This is a genomic window from Peptostreptococcus sp. (assembly GCF_036639115.1).
Classification (GTDB): domain Bacteria; phylum Bacillota; class Clostridia; order Peptostreptococcales; family Peptostreptococcaceae; genus Peptostreptococcus.
In genome coordinates, this window is record NZ_JAVWJH010000008.1 from 16,600 (window position 1) to 42,556 (window position 25,957).

Sequence of the window (25,957 nt, forward strand, 5' to 3'; positions counted from 1 at the left end):
TGACTATGTCATTGAATATTAACTCAGATTATAAAAACGATAGTAACAGTTGGATTGTTGAGATTTCAGGAGAGCTTGATGTTTCTTGTGCTGACGATTTAAAAAAGGAATTAGATGGCAATATAGATAATAAATTTTCTAATGTTAAAATAGATATGTCTGACTTACAATATATTGACTCTACAGGCATTGGAGTAATTGTTGGAGCTATGAAAAAATTGAGAAAGGGAAAAAAAGATATCTCAATTTTGAATGCAAAAGACAATGTAAAGAAAATATTTAAAATTACTGGCTTAGACCAGATTATACGTATGGAGGGATAGTCGTGGAATACGAAGTAATTAACATGAGTATGTCTAGTAATCCTAACTTTGTATCAGTAGTAAGACTGACAACATCAGGTATTGCAAGTAAGATGGGATTTACATTAGACGATATAGAAGATTTAAAAGTATCGATATCTGAAGCTTGTACTAATGCTATAAAGCACAGCGAAGAAAAAGACTTTGAAATAATGTTCTATATTTATGAGGATAGATTGTCCATTGAAGTAAGAGATAAGGGAATTGGATATGATATGGAATGTGTAGAAGACCCAGATCTTAAAGATCCGAAAACAAGCGGACTTGGATTATTTATAATAAGAACTCTTATGGATGAAGTAGATGTATGCACTTGTGGAAAAAAGGGTACAATAATTAAAATGACTAAAATGGTTGGAGTTGAAGAATAATGAATCAAATGGCCACAGAAAAAAATTACGAGGAAATGGAAGTAAAGCAACTCTTTAAGGTTTTTTCTGAGGATAAGAGCAACACAGCCGTAAGAAATATATTAATAGAAAAACATCTTTACCTAGCGAAGATATTAGCTAGAAAGTATATAAATAAGGGTGTTGACTATGAAGATATATATCAAGTAGCATCTTTGGCTCTTATCTATGCTATTGACAGATATGATGTATCTAAGGGGTTTGAATTTTCAAGTTTTGCGACACCAACAATAGTGGGAGAAATCAAGAAGTATTTTAGAGATAAAGTTTGGACTATGAGAGTTCCTAGAAGGATTCAGGAGCTTAGCAAGAAAATAAGTAATGCCAAGCTACATCTTGAGCAAGAATTTAAGAAGAGTCCTACTCCGTTTGAGATAGCCAGCTATCTGGAGGTGACAGAAGAGGACGTACTAGAAGCTATGGAAGCTTCTTATGGATATCAGCCAATATCACTAGATACACCTAGCAATGATGATTCGGAAGATAAGGACATGACGCTTGGAGATAGAGTGGGGATGGAAGAAAAGAATTTTTCTGATATTGAACAAAAAGATTTCTTGAATAGATTTATGAAGAATCTAAATGATCTTGAGGTCAGTATAATTGAAGGAAGATTTTTTGATAATAAAACACAGTCAGTGATAGCTGATGAACTGGGAATATCTCAGATGACAGTATCTAGACTGGAAAAGAAGATAGTTGAGAAACTAAGAAAAGAATACCTTAAAGGTGTCGAAATATAGTATTTTTAACTAATAAATCAAGTACCACTGTGAGAAATCATGGTGGTACTTTTTTAATATGCATTTTTGGGGGTATAGATAAAACAATTGTATCTTAATTTTCTGACAATTATGATATAATTATAGATAGATTTATTTAAGTATTATATTATGACAATGTTAATGCTAGAATTTATATTTATTATTGTTTTAGCAAAGATATTTGCAGAGGAGGCCGTGGTATGAGTGATAAGTACAAACTAGATAAAGATGCAAATGCTCCATCTTTGGGAGTGAGTAAAAATATGGGAGTTCCTATAGAAAAAATAAGCAAAGACCCAGTCAATCCTAGAAATGCCTATATGTTGGTTAAAGATGAATTATTAAATGAGGGAAATGCTAGACAGAATCTAGCTACATTTTGCCAAACATATATGATTGATGAAGCTAGTAAGCTGATGAGTGAAACAATGGACAAAAATGCTATAGATAAATCAGAATATCCTAGAACTGCAGAACTAGAGAAAAGATGTGTAAATATAATAGCAGATCTTTGGAATGCAAATCCAAATAAAAGCTTCATAGGAACATCTACTGTTGGATCATCTGAAGCCTGTATGTTAGGTGGTATGGCGATGAAGTTTAGATGGAGGGAGATGGCAAAATCTGCAGGAGTAGATATAAATGCCAAAAAACCTAATCTTGTAATTACTTCTGGATATCAGGTTTGTTGGAAGAAGTTCTGTGTTTATTGGGATATAGAGCTAAGAGCTGTCCCTATGGACGAGGATAATCTAAGCTTAAATCCAGATAAACTATTGGATTATGTGGATGAGTACACTATAGGTGTTGTAGGACTTTTAGGAATTACATATACAGGTAAGTTCGATGATATAAAGGGTCTAGACGCCAAGCTAGAGGAGTATAATGCCGAACACGATATAAAGGTATATATGCACATAGATGGAGCGTCAGGAGGCTTATTTACTCCATTTGTAAATCCAGAGCTGGAGTGGGATTTTAGACTCAAAAATGTTGTATCAATCAATACATCAGGTCATAAATATGGACTTGTATATCCAGGAATTGGCTGGATAGTATGGCGAGATAAAAAATTTCTCCCAGAAGAATTGATCTTTGAAGTTAATTATTTGGGAGGGGAACTGCCTACTATAGCAATTAACTTCTCTCATAGTGCAAGCCATATAATTGGTCAGTACTATAATTTTTTGAGATTGGGATATGATGGATATAGAGAAATTCATACATCTACTAGAGATGTTGCTACATATATTTCTAGTGAGCTTGAAAAAACAGGTATGTTTTATATATATAATGATGGATATAACCTTCCAATCGTGTGCTATCGTCTAAAGGATGATGTAAACAGAGAGTGGAATCTCTATGAACTAGCTGATAGGCTATTGATGAAGGGATGGCAGGTTCCAGCTTACCCTCTTCCAGATAACTTGTCGGATATAGTAATTCAGAGAATAGTGGTAAGATCAGATCTAGGTATGAATACAGCTCATGCCTATATAGAAGATCTAAAGTCAGCGATTGATGATTTGGACAATGCAAGGATTTTGTATCATGATAAGGACGAAATAAAAACATTTGGATTTACGCATTAGCATATCTAGTATGTTTAAATAGATGTTATAATGTTATTAAGAAAAATAGGCCCTAAATTATTAGGAGCTTATTTTTCTTATTGAATATATACATAATATGCTATAATCATATGTATATATTTTGATATGGAGGTGAATATATGGAAGAATCAATAGAAAAACAAACCACGATATTTAATAAATCACTAGATGCTTTTATGGATAAATTGCCATCTTTTATAATAGCAATATTGACAATATTAATTGGTGTTTTAATAGCGAGAATGGTAAAAAAAGCACTCACTAAGATGCTTTATAAATATAAATCGAGTGTAGGAATAATCAGTTTCTTGATCAACTTAGCTCAGGTACTAATCATTATGATTGCCTTTATACAGGCGTTGGGTGGTTTGGGAGTCAATACAACATCATTTGCAGCTATACTAGGTGCTGCTGGTTTCAGTATAGGTTTGGCATTTAAGGAAGTACTGGCAAACCTTGGTTCTAGTATGATAATATTATTTTTCAAACCATTTGAAATAGGCGATTATATACTTTGCGAAGATGTAGAGGGAAGTGTGTTTGAAATACAAATGTTTTCTACAACATTAAAGACAGTAGATAACAAGCTGATAATAGTTCCAAACTCAATGATTACTTCAAACCCTGTAATTAATTACACATCACAGGACAGAAGAAGAATTGATTTTGCCTTTAATGTTGAATATGATACAGATGTTAAGAAACTATATGAAATAGCTGAAAGGTTGTTTGAAGAAGAAACAAGAATACTTATGGCACCAGCTCCATTGCTGGGAGTAGACTCCATGGACAATAATATGATTAAATTCATAGCCAGACCGTGGGTAAAGACTGATGATTATTGGGATGTATATTACAAGTTGATGGAAGAATTCAAACATGAATTTGATACTAATGACATCAAATTATCTCAGGTAAATATAATTAGTAATATTTAGAAGGTATTTATAATAGAGTCAGATAAGACATAAAGTTTGATATATGTCTACAAAAATAAGTAATATCAATACTTTAAAGAAGAAGTATTAACACTTTAAAATCATATTTTATTAAAAAGAGCTGTAATATATTACGGCTCTTTTTTGTGCGAAAATTAATTCAACTGAGCAATATAATATGAATTTTGAAATAATATTTTCTATAAAACCAACTCAAATGAGCATCATATGAATTTTAAAACAATATATTAATCGATATATCAAAAGTTTAGAGTATAGCGAGCTATATTTGAATATATAATCTTTTCTTAAATAGTTTGACTCTATGTGTTTTTTTATAAAAACTGATTAACTAGTTTAGCAAAAGACAAGAAAAAACGAGAGTATTTTAGAATAAAGCAAGTTTGAAAAAATTATTTTTGTAAATAATTTACAAAAACTATAAATATAGAGTTTCCTATAAATTTATATGCTATAATTTTAATTAATATCATAAAAATGGGGGGGTATATATGAAAAAATTAATAGCAATATCTATGGGAATTATATTTTTTATGTCAAGTATATCGGGGGTAAAGGCTGATGAAAAACAGGATCAAGTACCCAAGCAAAACATTAGTGTCAGCAGAGTATCCGGTTGGGATCGATACGAAACCGCAGTAAATGCCAATAAAAAATATATGAATCAGGCAAACGGTAACCTTGCAGTAATCGCTAGTGGCAATGATTTTAAGACAGCTCTTTATGCTAGTTATATGGCATCGGCTTTAAAGGTGCCATATTTTGTTAATCCTAGCCATGGAATGAGAAGTGATATTTTAAATGAGCTAAACAGACTCAAGGTCAAAAGAGTATACGTGCTAGGGGACTATTCTAAATTAGATAAAAGCATAGACAATACTCTTTTATCTAGGGGAATAAGGGTTGAAAGAATAGATGATAATAATAAATATTGTAATATACATGGAAGTTGTGACGAAATGAGTTTAGATGGATATATAGATACTGTAATATTTGAAACTCTTCACAAAGGAGAAAATAGAGGAGATATAGGTAATGTAATTTATATAAATGACAATAAATTTCCTGATTTGCTATCAGCAGTTCCATTTGTGGCAAAGACGAGTGCCGTGCAAGCAACTGCTTTATTTGGCATAGACGATCTTTCAGATATGTGGTTGGGTGAAAATGAATACGCAGTATTTAGTAATAGATTTATAATAGGTGGATATGAAAGCGTTCCTGAAGAGTATAGAGTGAGAGATTATTTCTATGGAGCAGAGTTTGAAAATAGATTGATGGTAGATGATGAAGAAACTTATGAACCTTATAGAACATGGGGAAGAATCAGCGGTAAAAACAGGTATCAGACAGCTGTAGAAATAGCAAAGGCCTACAAAATAGTTCTGCATCAAGATATAAATACAGTAGTTTTGGTAAATGGACAGGACTATCCGGATGCTCTGTCATCTAGTTTGATAGCCAGTCAAAATAATGCTGCAGTACTTCTTACTGAGCCAAATAAACTAAATGAAGATACTGAAAAATACATTAGAGAAAACAATATAAAAAATGTAATTATAGTAGGTGGAGAAAGATCTGTGTCTAAAGATGTTGAAAATAAGCTTAAAAACTTTAATTAAATAATATAAAAAAGGTTAGCTGAAAAATAGTTAACCTTTTTATGAATTTCAGTGAAATACTAAAAATAGATAATTAAAGAAAAATAAAAGAAGTTTAAAATGATTTTATATTATCTTAAAGTAAAGGATAATTAGCAATGAATTTTAAAAAGATACAATTGAGGCAATATTTTGTATAAAAAACTTGATAAAAATCATTTATTGATATATAATGTATTCATACAAATTTAAATATGGAGCAATGAAGGAGCCTAGTAGTTTGATTATTGTATTTAGAGAGTGGATGGTCGCTGAAAATCCTCTACAAAATCTTTCGAATCTACTCTGGAGCATCTAGTTTGAAATAGTACTAGACGTATGCCTGCGATAAAGGTATGAGGTGGATTATATTTATAATCAACTAGGGTGGCAACGCGGAATGTGACTTTCGTCCCTTATAGGGATGTTGGTCTTTTTTTATACCCAAAATCAGATATTTTGCTTGTTTTTAAGCAAAACTTAGATTTTTAAAAGCAGTTTTTATGGTTTTAAATTTTTGTAAAATATCTAGCTAAATATTTATTATTTTTAAATTGATTTTGATTTAAGAAAATGGTAAATGTTATTAAAGGAGTTAGCATAGATTAAAATATTGATTTTGAGTAGTAAGGTATAATATTTTATAAAAAATTCATTGCAGTTAAGGATATTATAAACAATTTTATTAAAGGAGAAAAGATATGTTAGAAGTAAAAAGAATAAGAGAAAACTTAGATGAAATAAAAGTTTTGATGGGAAGAAGAGGAGAAGGAGAATTCGATCCTAAGGACCTTGATGAAGTAATAGCACTAGATGACAAGAGAAAAGAAATACTTAAAGAAGTTGAAGTAATGAAGAACCAGTCAAATGTTGAATCAAAGAAGATTCCAACTATGATGAAAAATGGTGAAAATGTAGATGAAGTAAAGGCAGAACTTAAGAAGTTATCTGATAGCATCAAGGGATTTGATGTTGAATTAAAGGAAGTTGAAGATAAATTAAGATATAGACTTCTTAGAATACCTAACGTTCCAAATCCAGATGTTCCACAGGGAGAAACTGATGAAGATAATGTGGAAATCAGAAGATGGGGAGAACCTACTAAGTTTGATTTTGATTACAAGGCTCACTGGGATGTGGGAACAGGCCTAGACATACTAGACTTTGAAAGAGCTGGTAAGATTACAGGATCAAGATTTACTGTATATAAGGGATTAGGATCAAGACTTGAAAGATCTTTAATAGCATTCTTCATGGATTATCATAGTGATCATCATGGATATACAGAGGTAATACCACCTTTCATGGCAAATGAAAACAGCTTTATAGGAACAGGTCAGCTTCCAAAGTTTGCTGAAGATATGTTCAAGATTGAAGGACTTAACTACTATCTAGTACCAACTGCAGAAGTTCCTGTAACTAATATGTATGCAGGCGAAATACTAGACCTAGAAAAGCTTCCAATCAAGCATTGTGCATACACTCCTTGCTTTAGATCAGAAGCAGGTTCTGCAGGTAGAGACACAAGAGGTCTTGTAAGACAGCACCAGTTCAACAAGGTAGAGCTAGTTAAGTTTGTTAAGCCAGAAGATTCTTATGATGAATTAGAAAAGCTTACTCACGATGCTGAAGAAATGCTTCAGTTATTAAATATACCTTACAGAGTAGTGAAGATATGTACAGGTGACCTAGGATTTACTGCAGCTAAGAAGTATGATATAGAAGTATGGATGCCAAGTTACAATAGATATGTTGAAATATCTTCTTGCTCAAACTTTGAAGACTTCCAGGCTAGAAGAGCCAATATAAGATTTAAGAGAGATAGAAAGGCTAAGACTGAATTTGTTCATACACTAAATGGTTCAGGTCTTGCAGTAGGTAGAACTGTAGCTGCTATACTTGAAAACTATCAGCAGGCTGATGGTACAGTAGTAGTTCCAGAACTATTAAAGCCATACATGAACTGTGATGTTATAAAGTAATAATTTTTATAAAACTTTATAAGAGATATTAGAGTATATAATATAACTTAAATTAATAATTGAATATACAAATTATATAACTAGAGTTTTTCTATAATAAACTAGAAGACTCTAGTTATTTTTATATAAATTTATATAAATAAATTCAAGAAAAAGAGTGTATAAATAATAATTTGCAAAATCGAGATAAGTTAAAATGAAGTAAAAATCAATACAAAATAAGGGTGATGAAAACAAAATAAATAATCTAAAAGTAAATGAGAAAATACATATAATTTATATTTTAAAACAAGAGATAATAAAAAAAACAATCCAAAATTAATGTGTTTATGAATAGAAATAAAAATAAAATGAGTAAAAATAAAATAGAAAATATAAAAATTTTGGAAAAGTTCATATTAGAAGTATCAAGATAGGGAAAATAAAAATAAATGCTTGGTAAAAAATGAAAATATAAATAAAAAATATAAATAGTAAAATGGATCAAGCTTCCCTAATATGTTGATGAAAAGAGATGTGTATTCAAAACAAATAGATAGAATTATTTGATTAATACAAAAAATAAAAAATTTGATATTGATAAATCGATAATTATATAGTATAATCCAAGTCATAGTGTTGATTATGTTCGCACGAAGGGGTACACCACCGCGGGTGTAGCTTTCCTTCGTGCGTTTTTTTATGGAAAAACACAGGAAAAAGATAATTTATAGGGAAGGGAGTTGCGATTTTGATAAAAATAAATGGTAAAGATTATGGAGAAGAGTCGATTAGTTTGATTGAATTTATTAAATTACAAGATTTTGATACACAAAAAATTGCAGTAGAACTAAATGGAAACATCATAAAAAGAGGAACTTATGATGAATATGTATTACATGATGGAGATAGTTTGGAAATAGTGTGCTTTGTAGGAGGTGGCTAATTTGAAAGATTTATCTATAGATGATTTGACAATGAGAAATATTGACTCCTCTTTGGAGAGATTTCAATCTGCCAGAGTTTGTATTATTGGGCTCGGAGGATTGGGTTCGAATATAGCTGTTATGCTTGCAAGAAGCTCGGTAGGGGAACTTTTCTTGATAGATTATGACAAGGTAGAAGCATCAAATCTCAACAGACAGTACTATTTTGTAGAGGATATTGGAATGTATAAAAGCCAAGCCATAAAAAATATAATCGGGAAGATAAATCCTTTTGTGAAAGTTCATATTAGAAATATAAAGATAAAAGAGGACAATATCGAAGAATTGATAAAAGGTGAAAAATATATAGTAGAAGCCTTGGACGATGCAGAGTCAAAATCCATGCTTATCAATAAAATATTGGAAAATTTTCCAGACAAATATATTATTTCGGGATCTGGAATGGCAGGTATTGGAGATAGTAATAGTATTTCTACAAAAAAATTAATGAAGAATCTGTATATTTGTGGAGATGGATTTAGCGATTATGAAAAATATTCAGGAATGATGGCACCTAGAGTCAATATATGTGCTGCTCATCAGGCAAATACTGTTTTGGAATTAATATTTAATGAAAAATAAAAATAGGTATAATTTTTGGAGGTTAATATTATGGATGATAAATTAATAATAGCTGGAAGAGAGTTTGATTCACGCTTTATATTGGGTTCAGGTAAATATTCTTTGGATCTAATTGAAAGTGCAATCAAGTATGCAGATGCACAGATGATTACACTCGCACTAAGAAGAGCGGTTGGTGGCGATGTTGAAAATATATTAGACCATATACCAAAAGGAGTAACACTTTTGCCAAATACATCTGGAGCTAGAAATGCTGAAGAGGCTGTAAGAATAGCAAGGCTATCTCGTGAATGTGGCTGTGGTGATTTTATAAAGATAGAGGTAATAAGAGATTCAAAATATCTTTTGCCAGACAATCAGGAAACTATCAAGGCAACTGAAATATTGGCCAAAGAAGGATTCATAGTAATGCCCTATATGTATCCAGATCTAAATGTTGCTAGAGATCTGAAAGAAGCAGGAGCTGCATGTATTATGCCTTTAGGCTCCCCAATAGGATCAAACAAGGGGCTTGCAACTAAGGATTTTATACAGATATTAGTCGATGAAATAGATCTTCCAATCATAGTAGATGCAGGCATAGGAAAGCCTTCTCAAGCATGTGAAGCCATGGAAATGGGAGCAGCAGCTATTATGGCAAATACTGCAATTGCAACATCAGAAGATATACCTATGATGGCAGAGGCATTTAAAGATGCTATAAATGCAGGAAGAAAGGCATATTTGGCAAAGTTAGGAAGAGTAATAGATAAGGGTGGAGTAGCTTCTTCACCACTTACAGGATTTTTGGAAGATTAGGAGGATAAAATGAAAAGAATAGATCATATGAAGTATTTGGAAGGAATGGAAGAGTTGGACTCAGATATTTTGGATAGGGTGATATTCTCTATGAATGAGTTTGATGCAGATAATTTTACTAGATCAGATGTAAAAGAGGCACTTTCAAAAGATATTTTATCTCCAAGAGATTTTCAAGCCTTACTGTCACCATCAGCAGAAGAATTTCTAGAAGATATGGCGATTCGTGCCCAAAAGGAGACAAGAAAACATTTTGGGAATTCAATTTATATGTTTACCCCCCTTTATATATCAAACTACTGTGAAAACTACTGTATCTATTGTGGATTTAACTCTCACAACAAAATAAAAAGATCAAAACTAAATTTTGACCAAATCGAAAAGGAAATGAAGTCAATTTCAGAAACTGGTCTTGAAGAAATATTGATATTAACAGGAGAGAGTAGAAGATTTTCTGATATAGAATATATTGGTGAGGCATGTAAGCTTGCAAGTAAATATTTCAAAATGGTGGGTCTAGAAATATATCCAGTAAACTCTGATGAATATGAATATCTCAATTCTTGTGGGGCTGATTATGTAACTGTATTTCAAGAAACCTATAATTCCGACAAGTATGAAACACTACATCTTGCAGGGCATAAGAGAATATTTCCATATAGGGCAAATGCACAGGAAAGAGCTCTGATGGGATCTATGAGAGGCGTTGGATTTGCAGCACTTTTGGGACTGGATCAGTTTAGAAAAGATGCCTTTGCTACAGGATACCATGCATATCTAATTCAACAGAAATATCCTCATGCAGAGATTGCACTGTCTTGTCCAAGGCTTAGACCGATTATTAATAATGACAAAATAAATCCTAAAGATGTACATGAAAGACAATTGCTTCAAATAATTTGTGCATATAGAATATTTATGCCCTTTGCCAATATTACTGTATCAACTAGGGAAAGAGCAGGATTTAGGGACAATATAATCAAGATAGCAGCTACAAAAGTATCTGCAGGAGTGAGTACAGGTATAGGAAGTCACTCAGATGAAGTAGCTGAAGAAAAAGGAGATGAACAGTTTGAAATATCAGATCCAAGAAGTGTAGATGAAGTATTTCAGGCTATAAAAGATGCAGGTCTTCAACCTGTTATGAGTGATTATATAAATCTAGCAATAGGAAAGTAAGATAAAATGGGCGAATAGGAGGACATGATGATTAGACTAAAAATAATAAGCAACAGAAGCCTATGCCATGCTTCTTTGAATATTACAATTGAAAAGATACTTTATAATTATTCACTTTCTAGAAAAAATCACCAAAAACACAAACAAGTAGATTTAAAGAAAAAAAATAATAAAAAGATAAATAAAAAATTTGATTTGATATACGAAAATTCCTCTTTAAATACGAGTTTTGACAAAAAGATTATAAGTTCAAATTGTGAAAATATTGAAATGATGAGGAAAGATTCAAAGAATTATCCAACTAAAATTGAAGATAAAATACTAGAAGGTAAGCTTTCAGAAAAAGAAACTTTTAAAAACTATGATTTTGACGATGAAAAACGATTAAAAAATCAAAAAATGATCGATTTTTTAAAGAATTTTGAAATCGATTCAATAGTATTAAGAGAAAAAGATTTAAATGAAAGTGATTATAAAAATCTATATAAAGAGATACTTGATATATCGTCTAAATACAATATGTACCTATTTGCCCATTCTTATTATAAAGATGCTCTATATATGGAGGGTGGAAAAATCCACCTTCCACTTTATATTTTTGAGCAAATATGTAATAAAATAGATTCAGCAAAAAAAGATAGCAAAAACTACGAGAATAATAGAAAATGCAATTTAGATTATGAGAATAATGACATAAGCCCAATTAATGATTTAGATAGTAGTAAAGTTCTAAGTAGTAGCAAAAGTTCGAGCGATAATAAAAATTTGGAATATAGGAAAAAATCATATGACAAGAAAAGTTTAGATAAATTTTTTGAATGCTATAAAGAAATAGGTGTATCAGTCCATAGTATTGATGAAGCCAAAAGAGCTGAAAGCCTAGGAGCAAGCTATCTTACCTTTGGGCATATATTTGAAACTGACTGTAAAAAGGGACTGGAGCCAAGAGGTTTAAAGCTTCTAAAAGAGCTTTGTTCATCAGTAGCTATACCAATCTATGCAATAGGAGGAATAACGCCTCAAAACGCATATTTGGCAGTAGAAAACGGTGCAAAAGGGGTGTGCATCATGTCAGGAATAATGAAACTCTAAGTAAAAATCAAATTAAATTTGACGAAATATTTTTTTAAGATATACTAGTCTATGTAGAAACTATATCTAATAAAAAATAAGAGAGAGAAACTATGAATAGAGAAGAACAATTTATGAAAGAAGCAATCCTAGAAGCTAAAAAAGCATACTCACTAAAAGAAACTCCAATCGGTGCTGTGATAGTCTATGAAGATAAAATAGTAGGCAGAGGATTTAATAGTGTAGAAATAAGTGGAGACTCTATTAATCATGCGGAGATTATGGCTATAAAAGATGCTCAGAAAAATCTAGCTAGATGGAGACTTTTTGATTGTGAGATATATGTGACTATGGAACCATGCTTCATGTGTAGTGGGGCAATAGTCAACTCAAGAATCAAGTCACTATACATAGCAGCCAGTCACAATAAAAATAAAAAAGTAGACAAGCACAATGAATTTCAGAGAGCATTTCTAATAGACAGCAAGGTAGAATCACACTTTGGGATTATGGAAGAAGAAGCTTCCAAGCTCTTGACTAGCTTTTTTAGAGAAAGAAGAAAGGAAAAAAAGAAAAATAATAAAAAAATCTCTAAAGATATTTACTAAAAGCATAGTTTTATGTTATTATCATAAGGGTGTGAGATTCAATCTTATACTGTATTAAATATTAATTCCTGCTTAGAATCTTTTAAAAAGGATATGATATATAAAGATACAATATTTATTATGTGGAGAGGTGTCCGAGTGGCTTAAGGGGCTCGCCTGGAAAGCGAGTGTGTGGGCAACTGCACCGAGGGTTCAAATCCCTCTCTCTCCGCCAAATTAAATTAGTGTTGCAAATACTAATTCTTTAGCCTATCAGCTCATTTTCAAATAATCTGTAAATTAATCAAGAAATAATTGATACTTTAAAAACACGCATATTACACATACTGTAGTGTATATATAACAGTTAAATAATTATTATTTAATGCTCGTAATTCACTTTTAAATTGATAACTTTTTATCCATTATTTATGTTATAATTTAAGCATATTATTTAGTGATTTTTTATAATGATAAAACACACTATTAATTTGGAGTATGAGGAAATACAACTAGATTTAATTGTAGTACAGTGTGAAAAATTAGATTATAAAAATTAAAAGTAATAAAAACAAAGATAATATTTATAATGTATTTAAATATTATCTAAATAAAAAATAGGAGAAATAGGATGTATAGCTTTGAAGAATTTTTAAATAAAATCAAAATTTCTTATGATAATTGGGATGATTTTGGCCATAAAACAACTGCCATCCTAAGATTTTATAATAAATATGAAAGAAGTGATGATGAATCTCGTTTAGTGCATTTTAATGTCTACCCGAATGAAAATTATATTTATGATTCAATAAAAAATGGAGTTAAACCAGAGGTATCAGACTTTTGTGTTTTGGGAAATGAAGATTATTATAGTTTTATTAACAAAAATATAATAACAGAAGAAGATAAAAAAAAATGGTATGAATTGACAAATGATTTAGCCTACGATTTAAATCTACTAGAGAGCATGTTGGAAAGAGAAAAAAAATTAGAACGGAAAAAGCGTTTTATTAATGAATCTTTTTTGAGGTCTGTAAGTATATCTGAGGTAAAATCTCAATATAATAGAATGACCAAAGGAGGGGCATATTTATCAAAATTTGAAATACCAATATACTATAGAAATAAAAAAGAAAAAAAGGTAATCTATATAAAGATTGACCCTAACGACTTAATACCAGAAAACACTTATGCGATTATAGGTAAGAATGGAAGTGGAAAAACATACTTCTTAAAACATATTTCTAAAATGTTTTTAGATGAAGACTCAGATTTTTATACAGAAAAATCAAACTTAAGAAATATAGACAGAGTTATCTATATTTCTTATAGTCCTTTTGATAGTACATTAGATATTGAAAATGAAAAATTTTATCAGATAGGATTAAGCAATTTAGGGGAAAGAGTAAGCTTTGATGAAATTAATATCAATAAGTATAATTCTATTTCAGATTACTTCAATAAAGAATTAGAGCTTGCACTAAATGAATTAAAAAATCCTAAACTATATAGCTCAAGGGAATTATGGAAAAATATTTTTAATAAATTTAATTACGAAGATTGGGTAATTGAATTTTTAGAAAAAATAGAGAATTTAGATGCGGAATTAGAAAAAAAAGAATTAATAGGTATAATTGAAAACCTTAGCTCAGGTCAAAAAATAGTATTATTATCTTTAACCAGTTTAGTATTGAAAGTAAAAGAAAAAACGGTAGTAATCGTAGATGAACCAGAGCTTTTTTTACATCAATCAATGATTAAGTCATATGTAAGAGCACTAATTGAAGTTATAACTAAAAATAATGGTATTTGTATAATGGCAACCCACAATCCTATTGTTTTACAAGAAGTACAAACTTCCTGTGTTAAAACTATATGTAGAAATAAAAATAATGTTTTGTTAAAAAATTTGCCAATAAATTCTTTTGGTGAAAATGTCAATATGTTAAATAATGTGGTATTTGGACTGGACATTCAAAATACAGGATATTATGAGTTAATATCATCAATGGATAGAAAAACGCTAGAATATGAGTATGAAAATTTAATAAAAAAAATGGGAAGTGAGGGGAAAATTCTCCTTAATAACTTTAAGGAGAATTTTGATGAGGAAAATTAATAAACCAGAATTTTCCTTAGAAAATATATTTGAGGATAAAAAAAAATATTTTAGAGGAAAATTAAATACGGACACTGAAAAGGATTTTTTAGAAGGGTTGCTTTTACAGGAAGAGCTTTATTTTAGATATGGTGAAGATAAAAAGCTCTATAATATGAAAGAAACCTCTAGTGATGATTGTGAAATCGATTTAATTGAGGCATATAAATATCTTTATAGAAAAGATATTAAACAAGCATATAGGTCAAGGTTATATGATATAGGTGGTGATAGATGCCCAGTATGTGATTCAAGTTATGGATATGGAACCTGTGAATTAGATCATATTTTACCAAAATCAAAATATCATCAGTTATCTATAATGCCTATAAATCTCGTGAAAATATGTAAGTCTTGTAATAGAGGAAAAAGCGACAGTGTAGGTGATTCTAAAGTTGGAATTCTTTCACCATATTTTAATGATTATAACACACAATGTTTTACAAAGCTAAATATAGATATTATTAATGATAAAGTGAAAATAATAGTAAAAATAAAGTCTTTTGATGAAGTTAATATAAGTAATCTGGACATAAACAGTTATGAAAAAATTAAATATAATATTTTACAGCATAGGATAATAGAGACTTTAACGAATAGGGCTATGTCAGTATACAATTCAAGTATCGAGGATGTTATATGCAATATTTGTAAAGATAAAATATCAAAGAAAGAATTAATTCTAAATCTCAAATCCTTTCAAGAAGAAAGATATGAAGCAAACTATATTGATGAATGCTTTTTTAGACAGAAAATTATTGAAACCATATTAAACAGTTCAAATAAAGAAGTATTGATTGAGAATATTTTAATTCATATCAATGAAAAAATTGAAAAAAATAAAATTATTAAAAAACAATTTTACAATGATTTTAATGTATAAATAAAAAAATATACAGGTTACTTTAGGTTAAGGTTTATAATGCAAAATTTCCTTAAAGGATATAATTATAATGTATCAGTGTATTATAATATAGGAAATTAGATATTAATAGATATTATGGATATAATAATAGTAAGCTTGGAATTAAAGTTGTAAACTAAAATATTGAGAAGTTGAAAGAGGAGATTTATCTATAGATAAATATTGATAATAAATTTTATAGTACTAGATTTGCTATATGATATTGTGTTAATAACTTTATTCATATTTATAAACGTAAAAGTTAATAAGAATATTGCAAAAATTAATAAGAATATAATCAGAAGATATTTGTGATTTGTTGGTATGTGTGTTAGAAAAGGAGTTGTTATTATGAAGATGCCAGCTATGTTTGTTGGGCATGGAAGTCCGATGAACGTGATAGAAGATAACGAGTATACTAGAAAGTGGGCAGAAGTAGGAAAGGAAATTCCTAGACCAAAGGGGATTATATGTATATCTGCACATTGGTATACCAATGGTAAATATACAAATGATAAAAGTCATCCAAAACAGATATATGATATGTATGGATTTCCAGAAGAGCTATACGCATTTAAGTATCCAGTCGAGGGCAGCAAGTCTTTGGCAAAAGAGATAAAAAGAGCGATTGATGGAGTGAAGATAGATAACTCTTGGGGAATAGACCATGGAACTTGGTCAGTGCTTTGTAAGATGTATCCAAAGGCAGATATTCCAGTAGTTCAGTTGAGCATAGATGGATCAGTGTCTGTCAAAGAACACTTCGAAATAGCAAAGAAACTATATAAATTCAGAGAGCAAGGCTATTTGATTCTTGGAAGTGGAAATGTCGTACATAATCTTAGACTGATAAATCAAGAGATAGATGGCTATGACTGGGCCTATGAGTTTGATAGATATGTAAAAGAAAGTATATTGAGTAGAGATTTTTCGAAGGTTATAGACTATAAGAGTGCAGGAGCCTCTCATGAGAAGTCATTCAAAACATTAGAACACTTCTTGCCACTAATATACACTTTGGGTGTGGTAGATGAAGATGATAGTATAGAAGTATTTAATGAAGGCTGTATGATGGGGTCATTATCAATGACTTCGTATATATTTAGATAGTTCAATATAAAAAGATAGAAATGATATTAGTTATCTAGATATGATATTAATTTATATACATGGAAAATACAGGTAATGGATTAATATTAGAAAACAATATAATAATATGTAGCTAAATAGGTATATACTTGCAAAACAAAAGAGCAGTTTTCAACTGCTCTTTTTATTGAGTAAATATAGAGTTAAAAACTTTATCTTTGCTCAAACAATACAAAATAAAAGTGATACATACAATTCATCATAATTTAAATAAGTATAAATCAAAGTATTTTTTGATTAATAATATATTGATATTTTGATTTTAAAATAATAGATGAAGAGCTTTGAAAATTCTACATAAAAAACTCACAAAAACTTTAAATATTATATGTTTCTGACTATTCATTCAGATCTAAATCTATAGTTACCAAAGTTTTAAAGCTATTATTTCTGTTATTCATATTATAAATATCACTTGCTTTCGGAATGACCATGTTATTTTCAAATAAACAAATTATATAACCCTCCATGGCCTCTTTTAAATTTGCCATAATTTCATTTGTGTCATCCCCTTGAGTGAGACAGCCCTCTAAATCAGGCACCTCCGCCCAATAACCATCATCTTCCTGATATATTATTGCTGGATATACAAAAAACATAAACTCTCCTTTCTTGGAGCTATACGAAGTCTCCTACAATCACATAACTGAGAAAAATATATATTAAAGAAAATAATCTACTTGAATTTTAATTTTTCTATTCATAATTTAGAATACTGATTTGAATTTTTATGCTTTCTAATTTTTAGCTGTATATTTAAACAAAACTATCGATATTATTAAATCAATTTTTCAGGAAATAATTTAATTAAAATTTTATATATTAATAGTATCATAACACCTATTTGATTTACAATCCACATATCCATATGGCTATACATAGCAAAAGTTTCTAATATACTTAAAAAAATAGTTAGTTTTAGTAAAAGATAATATTATATATGGAGTTATGGCGGACTCTAAAATCTAAAGTCAAAATTATAAAAATTAAAAAGTATTATTGTATATTTATATATAGATTTAGTTTAGAAGCACAATCAAATTAATAATTATTTTTTAAGTTAAATTATATGTAAATGATTAAAAGAATACATATTATGTTATAATCAAATTAATATATATTTAAATAATAAAAAAGGAGATTGTTTATGAAAAAGTTAGTATCAATATGTCTTGGAATTATGTTATTCGTATCTAGTGTATCTGTATCAAATGCTGATGAAAATATCAATATCAGTAGAGTTTCAGGTTGGGACAGGTATGAAACAACGGTAAATGCCAACAAAAAGTATATGAACAGTGCAAATGGTAAGCTTGCGGTAATAGCTAGTGGAAATGACTTTAGAACGGCTCTGTATGGTAGTTATATGGCATCTTCCTTGAAGGTACCTTATTTTGTAAATCCTAAACATGGATTAAGAACGGATATATTAAATGAATTGAAGAGATTAAATGTTAATAGAGTTTATATAATGGGAGACTATAATGTATTGGATAAAAGTGTAGATAATACATTAAAATCTAAGGGGGTAAAGGTTGAAAGGTTTTATGATAGTGCTGAATATTATGATGAAATAGAAGGAAAAGTTGATGGTAAGATATTTTCAACATTTTTCCCAAATGGATCTAGGTGTGATAATGTAGGCATTTTAATAAATGATTTAAAGTTTCCTGATCTATTATCATCAATACCATTTTTATCAGAGTCTATAAGAAGTCAAGAAACGTATCTTATGGGAATGAAATCAGTGTATAATCGAGAGTATTCAGATATTGAATATTTAAAAAATCCTCATAACTGGCAATATATAATAGGTGGATTTAATTCTGTTTCGGGTAAATTTTCTACACACGATCAGTATCAAGGTGGATTAGTTTATAATGACGGATATTACTCAGGTAGAATATATGGTTCAAATAGATATAAAACATCTGTAGAAATTGCAAAAGCATATGAAACAGTATTTAACAAAAGAGTTAAGACAGTTGTCTTAGTAAATGGAGAAGATTATCCAGATGCTTTATCATCAAGTTTGGTAGCTACTCAAAATGATGGAGTAGTACTTTTAACTCAGCCGAATAGATTAAATGAAGATACAGCCAACTACATTAAAAATAATGATATAAAAAATGTAATTATAGTTGGTGGAGAAAAGTCAGTATCTAAAAATGTAGAAAATGAGTTGAAAAGTTTAAAAATAAATGAGGAAAAAGCAGAGGATAGAGATTCTGCATATGAAATAAATGGCAGGAAATTTGATAGGAACGGGATACCTATAGATATTCTAGGTGAAGTAGATTTATCAAATGTTGAGTATTCAGTAGATTTTGATAAAGATTATGATTTAGATGGATTTAGATAAGTAAATAAAAAACAAAAAAAGAGCTAGGTGAATTCACCTAGCTCTTTTGATATTAGCAAAAGAATTTGTTATTTTGCATCATCTACAGTCCAATGTTTCCAAACATTTGATACTAAATCTGGGCTTGGCTTCAGAGTTTTCTTTCCTGGTTGCCATCCTGAAGGAGTAACCTCTGCACCCTTGTGCTTTCTAACATGCTGGTATGCCTGAATCTGTCTTAGAGCTTCAGATACATTTCTTCCCACTGGAGGAGTCAGTACTTCAAATGCCTGTACTATTCCGTCTGGATCTATGATAAATCTACCTCTAGTATCTACCTTGCCTTCATCATCGTATATTCCATACATTTTTCCTATTTCTCCACCAGCATCAGAGCCCATCTTGTAAGGAACGCCTCCATCTACCATCTTTGAAAGTTCGGTATCATTCCATACCTTATGTACGAATACACTATCAACACTCATTGAAATCACTTCTACATCTATATCCTTAAACTCTTGATATCTATCAGCAACTGCTGATACTTCAGTGGCTCAGACAAATGTAAAGTCTCCTGGATAGAAGCAAAGAAGTACCCATTTTCCCTTATAATCACTTAATTTAACGCTTGTAAATTCTCCATTATGGTAGGCTGGAACTTCAAAGTCTGGAGCCAATTTTCCTAATTTTAACATATTTTGTGTTTCCTCCTTCTGAATTAATTTTTCTATATTATCAGTATTTAAATTTTTTGTACTATTATTAGAATTGTTACTAGAACCACATCCAAATGCTTTTTTCTCTTCTGACATATCAATACCTCCTATACTATAATAGTTATAACCTATATTCAAATGTTAAGATATAGATTGTATATATCATAATATCATCTCTCGATAATGAAAGTCAATGATTTTATTGGAAAATTTAGAATAATTAGGGAAAAGTAAATAAAAAAATCAATCTTATTTATCTTATCTATTGAATATTTTTCCTCTATATGATATTATTTAAAATGTAATTGAGTATATAAATTACATTTTTATAGTTTCAACTTTGTTATTAACTTAGATTGAAATTAGTATGTTAGACTACAACATTGGTTATAATTTTGCTGTACTAGATGGGGAGATAGCGGTGCCCTGTAACCCACAATCCGCTTTAGTGGGGTTGAATTCCATTCGGAGGCATTTCTATCAATGATGCAGTCCTACGCAAGTAGTGTTGATATATAGGTCCTAAGCAATGAAAACTCATGAATCCCGTCAGATTCGGAAGGAAGCAGCGGTAAGTGATCATTTTTGTGTGCCTTAGGGAAGCCTATAAGGAGCCAACTACGTAGGCAACGATCAGAGCTAGGTGTCGATGAATGGTGTACAGCTTTAAACATATAAATTCAAATCCCAGTTAATGGGATTATTTTTTTTGGAGGGATATAATGCACAAGGCTTTGTATAGAAAGTATAGGCCTCTCATATTTGATGATGTAATAGGTCAAGAACACATAGTAAGAACCTTAAAAAATCAGATAAAAAATGATAGTTTAAGTCATGCATATCTTTTCTGTGGTACTAGAGGAACAGGTAAGACAACGACTGCCAAGATTCTTTCTAGGGCAGTGAATTGTACGGGAGATTCACCGATACCCTGCAATAAGTGTCAAGAGTGTACAAGCATATTAGATGGATCAAACCTAGATGTTATAGAAATAGATGCAGCATCAAATAATAGTGTAGATGATATTAGAGAATTAAGAGATACAGTCAAATACACCCCCAACAATTCAAAATATAAAGTATATATAATAGATGAAGTTCATATGCTATCTCAAGGGGCATTCAATGCACTTTTAAAGACATTGGAAGAGCCACCTTCATATGTAATCTTTATTTTGGCAACTACCGAACCAAATAAAATTCCAGCCACGATACTTTCAAGATGCCAAAGATTTGACTTTAAGAGAGTATCTATAGAAGATTTGATGGATAAAATGAGATCTATTTGTGAAGAAGAAAAAGTAGAGATAGATGAAGATGCGTTAAAAATAATAGCGAGAAATGGACAGGGATCTGTCAGAGATGCCTTAAGTATACTGGACAAGTGTGTAGCTTTTGGATCTGGAAAATTAAAAGCTAAAGATGTATTAGAACTACTTGGTTCAGCGGATCCTTCTCAACTTCTAGATTTTGCGAGGGCTATATTTGACTCTAATGTTTCAGATTCTATGAAAATGATAGATGATTATTTTATGTGGGGGAAGGATCTTAAAATATTGGTTCAAGATACGACTTCTTTTTTTAGAAGTTTGATGATGATTAAAATCTATGGAAAAGCCGATGATTTTATGGATCTTTCAAGTGAGTATGAAGAAGAAATTACCAAGTTAGCAAATTCTATGGATATGGAAGAAATAATAAGAATACTATCAATTCTTTCTGAACTTATGGATAAGCTAAAGTATTCTAGCAATCAAAGAATGACTCTTGAGATATACATAATGAAGCTATCATCTCCAGCTACGGATGATACAGATCAATCTTTAGTAAAAAGGTTAGAAAATATAGAAAAAATAGTAGAAGATGGAAAGATAAATATAACATCAAATGTAATCGCACCTAATCCTACAAGCTATATTCAATATATAGATGAATCAAATACCTCATCAAACATTGCAAGTGCAAGCTTGAAGGCAGATGATCCGATAATAGCAGATCAAAAGCCAGATATGCTAGATGATGAAGAGTTACAAGGGATTGTGGATGATTGGGATAGAATGTTAGAGCAGATGAGAAAAGATAAAAGAATGCCTTTGAGAGCATTTTTGGTAGAAAAGTTGGATTTGAAATATAAAAATGAGATACTATATGTGATTTTCAATGAAGGCTTCACATTTGCTATAGATAGATTAAAGGAAGAAGATAACTATTCATATATAAAATCAACTATGAGAAAAGTTTTTGGATTAAATATAGAACCTAGATTTATACTTGAAAAAGATGTTAAAAGCATGAATTTTGGAGATGCAAAAGAAGAGGATAGTAGTAAAGAAGAAGAACACTTGGATGGAACTTTAAAATCGCTCAAAGAAACACTTGGAGATAAACTAGAGATTCAAGACTAATAACGATATAAAAATTGTATCTTAAGACAGAAATGATTTAGATATAAAATATTGTACACTAGGACTAATAACGATATAAAAGTTGCACACTCAGAATAATTACGGTAAAATAAGCTACATATGATTATTTCAAATAGAATATAATAGAAAATTTAATTGAAGATAATGAGGAGGAATTAAAATGGCTAAAAAAGGTGGATTTGGCGGTAAGATGCCAGGCGGAATGAATATGAACAATCTATTAAAGCAGGCTCAAAAGATGCAGGCTGATATGGAAAAATCACAGGCAGAGCTAGAAAACAAGGAAGTAGAAGCATCTGTAGGTGGTGGAGCTGTAGTAGTAAAGATGAATGGAAAGAAAGAAGTAACAGATATAGAAATTAAGCCAGAAGTAGTAGATCCAGATGATGTAGAAATGCTACAAGATCTTGTTTTAAGTGCAGTAAATCAGGCTATAAGAGAAATAGAAGAAATACAAAAATCACAGATGAGTAAGTATACTGGAGGAATGGATCTACCTTTCTAATTACTAGAAAAGTTGATTCTTTGAAAAATAATGGAAAATTATAGTGAACCTATAGATAGGCTAATTAATGAATTTTCAAAGCTACCTGGCATAGGTAGAAAGACAGCTCAAAGACTTGCATTTCATGTGATTAACATGAATCAAAGTGATGTTGAAGGTCTATCTAAGGCACTTGTAGACGTAAAAAAAGAAATAAAATACTGCAAACAATGTTGTAATATTTCGGATGCGGATATTTGTCCTATATGTGCAAATTCACACAGAGACGCAAGTACTATATGTGTTGTAGAAGATCCTAGAGATGTTGCAGCAATGGAGAGAACGAAAGACTACAATGGAAAATATCATGTTTTAAACGGTGTTATATCTCCAATGGATGGCATAGGTCCTGAAATGTTAAATATTAAAGAACTGCTGTCTAGATTGGGAGATGGTACTGTAAAAGAGTTGATAATGGCTACAAACCCAACAATAGAAGGAGAGGCCACAGCAATGTATATATCTCGCCTTGTAAAACCTATGGGAATTAAGGTTACTAGAATAGCCCACGGTCTTCCAGTAGGTGGAGATCTAGAATATGCAGATGATGTGACTATATCGAAGGCATTGGAAGGAAGAAGAGAAATATAAATTAGAGGTGATATATTTGGAAAATTATGATGAAAACAAAGCTACAGACCTTCTAATTAAAAAAAGACATAATAAAAAAAAGGTCGGTGCAGCTAAAAAAAGCTCGAAATACAAAAGGGTAAATGATAATAGTGTATTTAGAAATAATGCTAGGAATTTTCAGTATGATTATGAAGAGGATTATTACGAGCCGCCGATTAAAAAATAGCAAAATAAAAGGTTGGGTGAATCACCCAACCTTTTTATATTATTAATTTAATTATTATTAAGTACTTTTTAAAATTTGATATCTATTCTATACTATTTTTAGTTTTAGATTTTATAAAAAAAAAGATAGAAAAGAGCTGAAGTTCATTAGTCCGTTGTGTTCTAGTTTTTCTAGGGCACTTTTTTTATTTAATAAAGCTGAATAGTCAACCTTATAGTTTTCGAAAATATCTAAAGATAAGATCGCAATATTTTCTGAGGAATTTAATTTTTTGATACCTCTTATATTTTCTTTCATTCTTTCTATTCTTTCTGGATTGTCAATTAGTACCTTGATTACTGATTTAAGAGAAAATTTATGTGTAGTTCTAATAGCTACACCACAGTTTGTAAGGAAGTCTAAGTTCTCACCTTCTTGCCCAGGTATGAAGTAAGGTATTATCATAGGTACATCCTTTAAAAGTGCTTCTGTGGTAGTTAAACCACCTGGTTTTGTTACCAAGATATCTATTGCAGAAAGTATATCGTTCATTATGTTTGTAAAGCCTATAATTTTTATATCAATATTTGTATCATATTCTGATACCCTTGATTCAAGGCTCTTTTTTAAAGATTCATTTCTTCCTGTCACTACCAATACCTGAAAGTCACGATCTATTACAGATAATTCATCTAAAGTACCTTTGATGTTACCAGCACCAAAGCTTCCACCCATAAGAAGTACAGTCTTTTTTTGAGGATCAAGTCCAAGTTCTTCTAAGACTTCCTCTCTAGGTCTATTCTCCATGAAAGACTTCTCGACAGGTATACCAAAAGGCTTTATTTTTTCTTCAGGGATATCATCTTCTATAAGAAGTTCTTTCACATATTCATCTCCACATATATAGTAATCTATTTCATCTTGTAGGTAAGAAGAGTGAGCTGTGTAGTCTGTAAGTACAGAAATTAGGGGAGGGAAGTTGTAAGTTTCCTCTTTTGTTTTTGCTACAAATTCTTCAAAGTCCTTACCTAATTCTTCACCACGTGCACCCTTTTTCAATCTGCTAAGTGCAACTGATGGAAAGGCATGTGTACTTATTATCAAATCAGGAAGTTCTTCTCGGATCATTTTTTTAAACTTTCTTGCCATTACTATAGATAAAGGGTTATTTTTAAATTCATTGCTTGAGAAGAATTTTTTGTCAGATAAATTATATATTTTACCATAGGCGTATGGTGTATACTTTGCTGACATTTCATATCCTTCCGAAATCACCTTATCCATAGTCTGGTTAACTAACTTAAAACTATCTATTATTTTACATTCTATCTTTTCACCATTAAAAGTTCTTACCTCTAGTTCTTCTACGATGGCTTTGGCAGCTCGGTTGTGTCCACCACCAGTAGAAGCAGTCATTATCAATACTTTTTTCATATTAGTTTGGCTTTTAAGCCGCCTCCTTTCTTTACGATTAAATTATAATTAAACTTAACTATTTAATAAAAATATATTTAAAGTGTATTTAAATATACTAATAATTAGTTATAGAAGTCTATATACTATATTTACCTACCAATTTACATATGATTATAGAACATAATTATCTTGATGAAAAGCAAATTACGCAAAACATTATGGAATCTTAAGATATTCTTAATAAGTGTCAAAATGGCTTCCAATAATTAAATTAATAGGTTATAATATAAAAGCAGGTTAAATAAATGGAAATGAATAATTTGACGCAAGTTTTCAAACAAATATTTGAAAAAAATATAAATATCCCAAAAAAAGTTATAAATTCTATTGACAATTGTATTAGACTTTGGTATTATAATACTTGTCCAAAGGGGCAACAGTTAATAAAACGTTATGAGATACTTGAGCGTCAATGACTAAGGCTCATTGGTCAAGTGGTTAAGACTCCGCCCTCTCAAGGCGGCAACAGGGGTTCAAATCCCCTATGAGTCATAATATAATATGCGGGTGTAGCTCAATGGTAGAGTTCTGGCCTTCCAAGCCAGCTGTGAGG

The 25,957-nt window shown here is 30.4% G+C and carries 24 protein-coding genes, 2 tRNA genes, 1 other RNA gene and 1 other annotated feature; of the genes, 24 read left to right on the plus strand and 3 right to left on the minus strand.

Annotated elements, in window-relative coordinates; all coding sequences use genetic code 11:
• Positions 1–5: 5 nt before the first annotated feature.
• The 17 genes from RR561_RS08720 to ygiD all read left to right on the plus strand — a co-directional run bounded on the left by RR561_RS08720 (position 6) and on the right by ygiD (position 17,084).
• Positions 6–323 carry an STAS domain-containing protein gene (locus tag RR561_RS08720; RefSeq protein ID WP_332507463.1) on the plus strand — a complete coding sequence of 106 codons (318 nt, stop codon included), beginning with the start codon at positions 6–8 and terminating at the stop codon, positions 321–323.
• Between the two features lie 2 nt (positions 324–325).
• Positions 326–733: an ATP-binding protein gene (locus tag RR561_RS08725; protein WP_332507465.1), complete on the plus strand. Its 408-nt coding sequence runs from the start codon at positions 326–328 to the stop codon at positions 731–733.
• Positions 733–1,515 (plus strand): SigB/SigF/SigG family RNA polymerase sigma factor, encoded by a 783-nt coding sequence (locus RR561_RS08730; protein WP_332507467.1) that lies wholly within the window; start codon positions 733–735, stop codon positions 1,513–1,515. The genes RR561_RS08725 and RR561_RS08730 overlap by 1 nt, the downstream gene beginning before the upstream one ends.
• A 221-nt stretch (positions 1,516–1,736) precedes the next feature.
• Complete coding sequence (locus RR561_RS08735; RefSeq protein WP_332507469.1) at positions 1,737–3,128, plus strand: glutamate decarboxylase; 1,392 nt, start codon at positions 1,737–1,739, stop codon at positions 3,126–3,128.
• 140 nt (positions 3,129–3,268) lie between these two features.
• Entirely contained in the window at positions 3,269–4,087 is an 819-nt protein-coding gene (locus tag RR561_RS08740; protein ID WP_332507471.1) for a mechanosensitive ion channel family protein, read from the plus strand.
• Between the two features lie 512 nt (positions 4,088–4,599).
• Positions 4,600–5,730: a cell wall-binding repeat-containing protein gene (locus RR561_RS08745; protein WP_332507473.1), complete on the plus strand. Its 1,131-nt coding sequence runs from the start codon at positions 4,600–4,602 to the stop codon at positions 5,728–5,730.
• Between the two features lie 232 nt (positions 5,731–5,962).
• Positions 5,963–6,168 (plus strand) — a binding site (T-box leader).
• A gap of 281 nt (positions 6,169–6,449) precedes the next feature.
• Positions 6,450–7,730, plus strand: coding sequence for a serine--tRNA ligase (serS, locus tag RR561_RS08750; protein WP_332507475.1), 1,281 nt, complete (start codon positions 6,450–6,452; stop codon positions 7,728–7,730).
• Between the two features lie 730 nt (positions 7,731–8,460).
• Positions 8,461–8,655, plus strand: coding sequence for a sulfur carrier protein ThiS (gene thiS, locus RR561_RS08755; RefSeq protein WP_332507477.1), 195 nt, complete (start codon positions 8,461–8,463; stop codon positions 8,653–8,655).
• A gap of 1 nt (position 8,656) precedes the next feature.
• A complete protein-coding gene (thiF, locus tag RR561_RS08760; protein ID WP_332507480.1) occupies positions 8,657–9,277 on the plus strand; it encodes a sulfur carrier protein ThiS adenylyltransferase ThiF in 621 nt (206 codons plus the stop codon).
• Between the two features lie 30 nt (positions 9,278–9,307).
• Positions 9,308–10,075, plus strand: coding sequence for a thiazole synthase (locus RR561_RS08765; protein ID WP_332507482.1), 768 nt, complete (start codon positions 9,308–9,310; stop codon positions 10,073–10,075).
• Between the two features lie 9 nt (positions 10,076–10,084).
• Positions 10,085–11,254, plus strand: a complete 1,170-nt coding sequence (gene thiH, locus RR561_RS08770; RefSeq protein ID WP_332507484.1) for a 2-iminoacetate synthase ThiH — start codon at positions 10,085–10,087, stop codon at positions 11,252–11,254.
• Between the two features lie 27 nt (positions 11,255–11,281).
• On the plus strand, positions 11,282–12,346 hold the full coding sequence (locus RR561_RS08775) for a thiamine phosphate synthase (RefSeq protein WP_332507486.1): 1,065 nt from the start codon (positions 11,282–11,284) through the stop codon (positions 12,344–12,346).
• 92 nt (positions 12,347–12,438) lie between these two features.
• Positions 12,439–12,933 carry a nucleoside deaminase gene (locus RR561_RS08780; protein WP_332507488.1) on the plus strand — a complete coding sequence of 165 codons (495 nt, stop codon included), beginning with the start codon at positions 12,439–12,441 and terminating at the stop codon, positions 12,931–12,933.
• Positions 12,934–13,057: 124 nt separating this feature from the next.
• Positions 13,058–13,147 (plus strand) — tRNA-Ser (locus tag RR561_RS08785).
• A gap of 396 nt (positions 13,148–13,543) precedes the next feature.
• Positions 13,544–15,031, plus strand: coding sequence for an AAA family ATPase (locus tag RR561_RS08790; RefSeq protein ID WP_332507490.1), 1,488 nt, complete (start codon positions 13,544–13,546; stop codon positions 15,029–15,031).
• Complete coding sequence (locus RR561_RS08795; RefSeq protein ID WP_332507492.1) at positions 15,018–15,953, plus strand: HNH endonuclease; 936 nt, start codon at positions 15,018–15,020, stop codon at positions 15,951–15,953. Before RR561_RS08790 ends, RR561_RS08795 begins: the two co-directional genes overlap by 14 nt.
• Positions 15,954–16,325: 372 nt before the next feature.
• Positions 16,326–17,084 carry a 4,5-DOPA dioxygenase extradiol gene (ygiD, locus tag RR561_RS08800; RefSeq protein WP_332507493.1) on the plus strand — a complete coding sequence of 253 codons (759 nt, stop codon included), beginning with the start codon at positions 16,326–16,328 and terminating at the stop codon, positions 17,082–17,084.
• A 377-nt stretch (positions 17,085–17,461) separates the two neighbouring features.
• Here the strand turns inward: ygiD and RR561_RS08805 are convergent, their stop codons facing one another.
• Positions 17,462–17,722, minus strand: a complete 261-nt coding sequence (locus tag RR561_RS08805; protein ID WP_332507495.1) for a type II toxin-antitoxin system HicB family antitoxin — start codon at positions 17,720–17,722, stop codon at positions 17,462–17,464.
• Between the two features lie 548 nt (positions 17,723–18,270).
• Between RR561_RS08805 and RR561_RS08810 the strand changes: the two genes are divergently transcribed.
• Positions 18,271–19,485: a cell wall-binding repeat-containing protein gene (locus RR561_RS08810; protein WP_332507497.1), complete on the plus strand. Its 1,215-nt coding sequence runs from the start codon at positions 18,271–18,273 to the stop codon at positions 19,483–19,485.
• Between the two features lie 68 nt (positions 19,486–19,553).
• On the opposite strand, the gene prxU is transcribed toward RR561_RS08810, so the two are convergent.
• The gene (gene prxU / locus RR561_RS08815; protein ID WP_442952304.1) at positions 19,554–20,276 is read right to left on the minus strand and encodes a thioredoxin-dependent peroxiredoxin; all 723 of its coding nucleotides are present in this window, start codon (positions 20,274–20,276) and stop codon (positions 19,554–19,556) included.
• Between the two features lie 302 nt (positions 20,277–20,578).
• On the opposite strand from prxU, the gene ffs reads away from it, so the two are divergent.
• The 5 genes from ffs to RR561_RS08840 all read left to right on the plus strand — a co-directional run bounded on the left by ffs (position 20,579) and on the right by RR561_RS08840 (position 23,949).
• Positions 20,579–20,844: signal recognition particle sRNA large type (gene ffs / locus RR561_RS08820), an RNA gene on the plus strand.
• 58 nt (positions 20,845–20,902) lie between these two features.
• Complete coding sequence (gene dnaX, locus RR561_RS08825; protein ID WP_332507499.1) at positions 20,903–22,585, plus strand: DNA polymerase III subunit gamma/tau; 1,683 nt, start codon at positions 20,903–20,905, stop codon at positions 22,583–22,585.
• Positions 22,586–22,766: 181 nt separating this feature from the next.
• The gene (locus RR561_RS08830) at positions 22,767–23,111 is read left to right on the plus strand and encodes a YbaB/EbfC family nucleoid-associated protein (RefSeq protein WP_332507501.1); all 345 of its coding nucleotides are present in this window, start codon (positions 22,767–22,769) and stop codon (positions 23,109–23,111) included.
• A gap of 30 nt (positions 23,112–23,141) precedes the next feature.
• Entirely contained in the window at positions 23,142–23,741 is a 600-nt protein-coding gene (gene recR / locus RR561_RS08835) for a recombination mediator RecR (protein ID WP_332507503.1), read from the plus strand.
• Between the two features lie 16 nt (positions 23,742–23,757).
• Positions 23,758–23,949 carry a hypothetical protein gene (locus RR561_RS08840; RefSeq protein WP_332507504.1) on the plus strand — a complete coding sequence of 64 codons (192 nt, stop codon included), beginning with the start codon at positions 23,758–23,760 and terminating at the stop codon, positions 23,947–23,949.
• Between the two features lie 111 nt (positions 23,950–24,060).
• Here the strand turns inward: RR561_RS08840 and RR561_RS08845 are convergent, their stop codons facing one another.
• Positions 24,061–25,362, minus strand: a complete 1,302-nt coding sequence (locus RR561_RS08845) for an MGDG synthase family glycosyltransferase (protein ID WP_332507506.1) — start codon at positions 25,360–25,362, stop codon at positions 24,061–24,063.
• Between the two features lie 462 nt (positions 25,363–25,824).
• Between RR561_RS08845 and RR561_RS08850 the strand changes: the two genes are divergently transcribed.
• Positions 25,825–25,896 (plus strand) — tRNA-Glu (locus RR561_RS08850).
• The last annotated feature ends 61 nt before the right edge of the window (positions 25,897–25,957 follow it).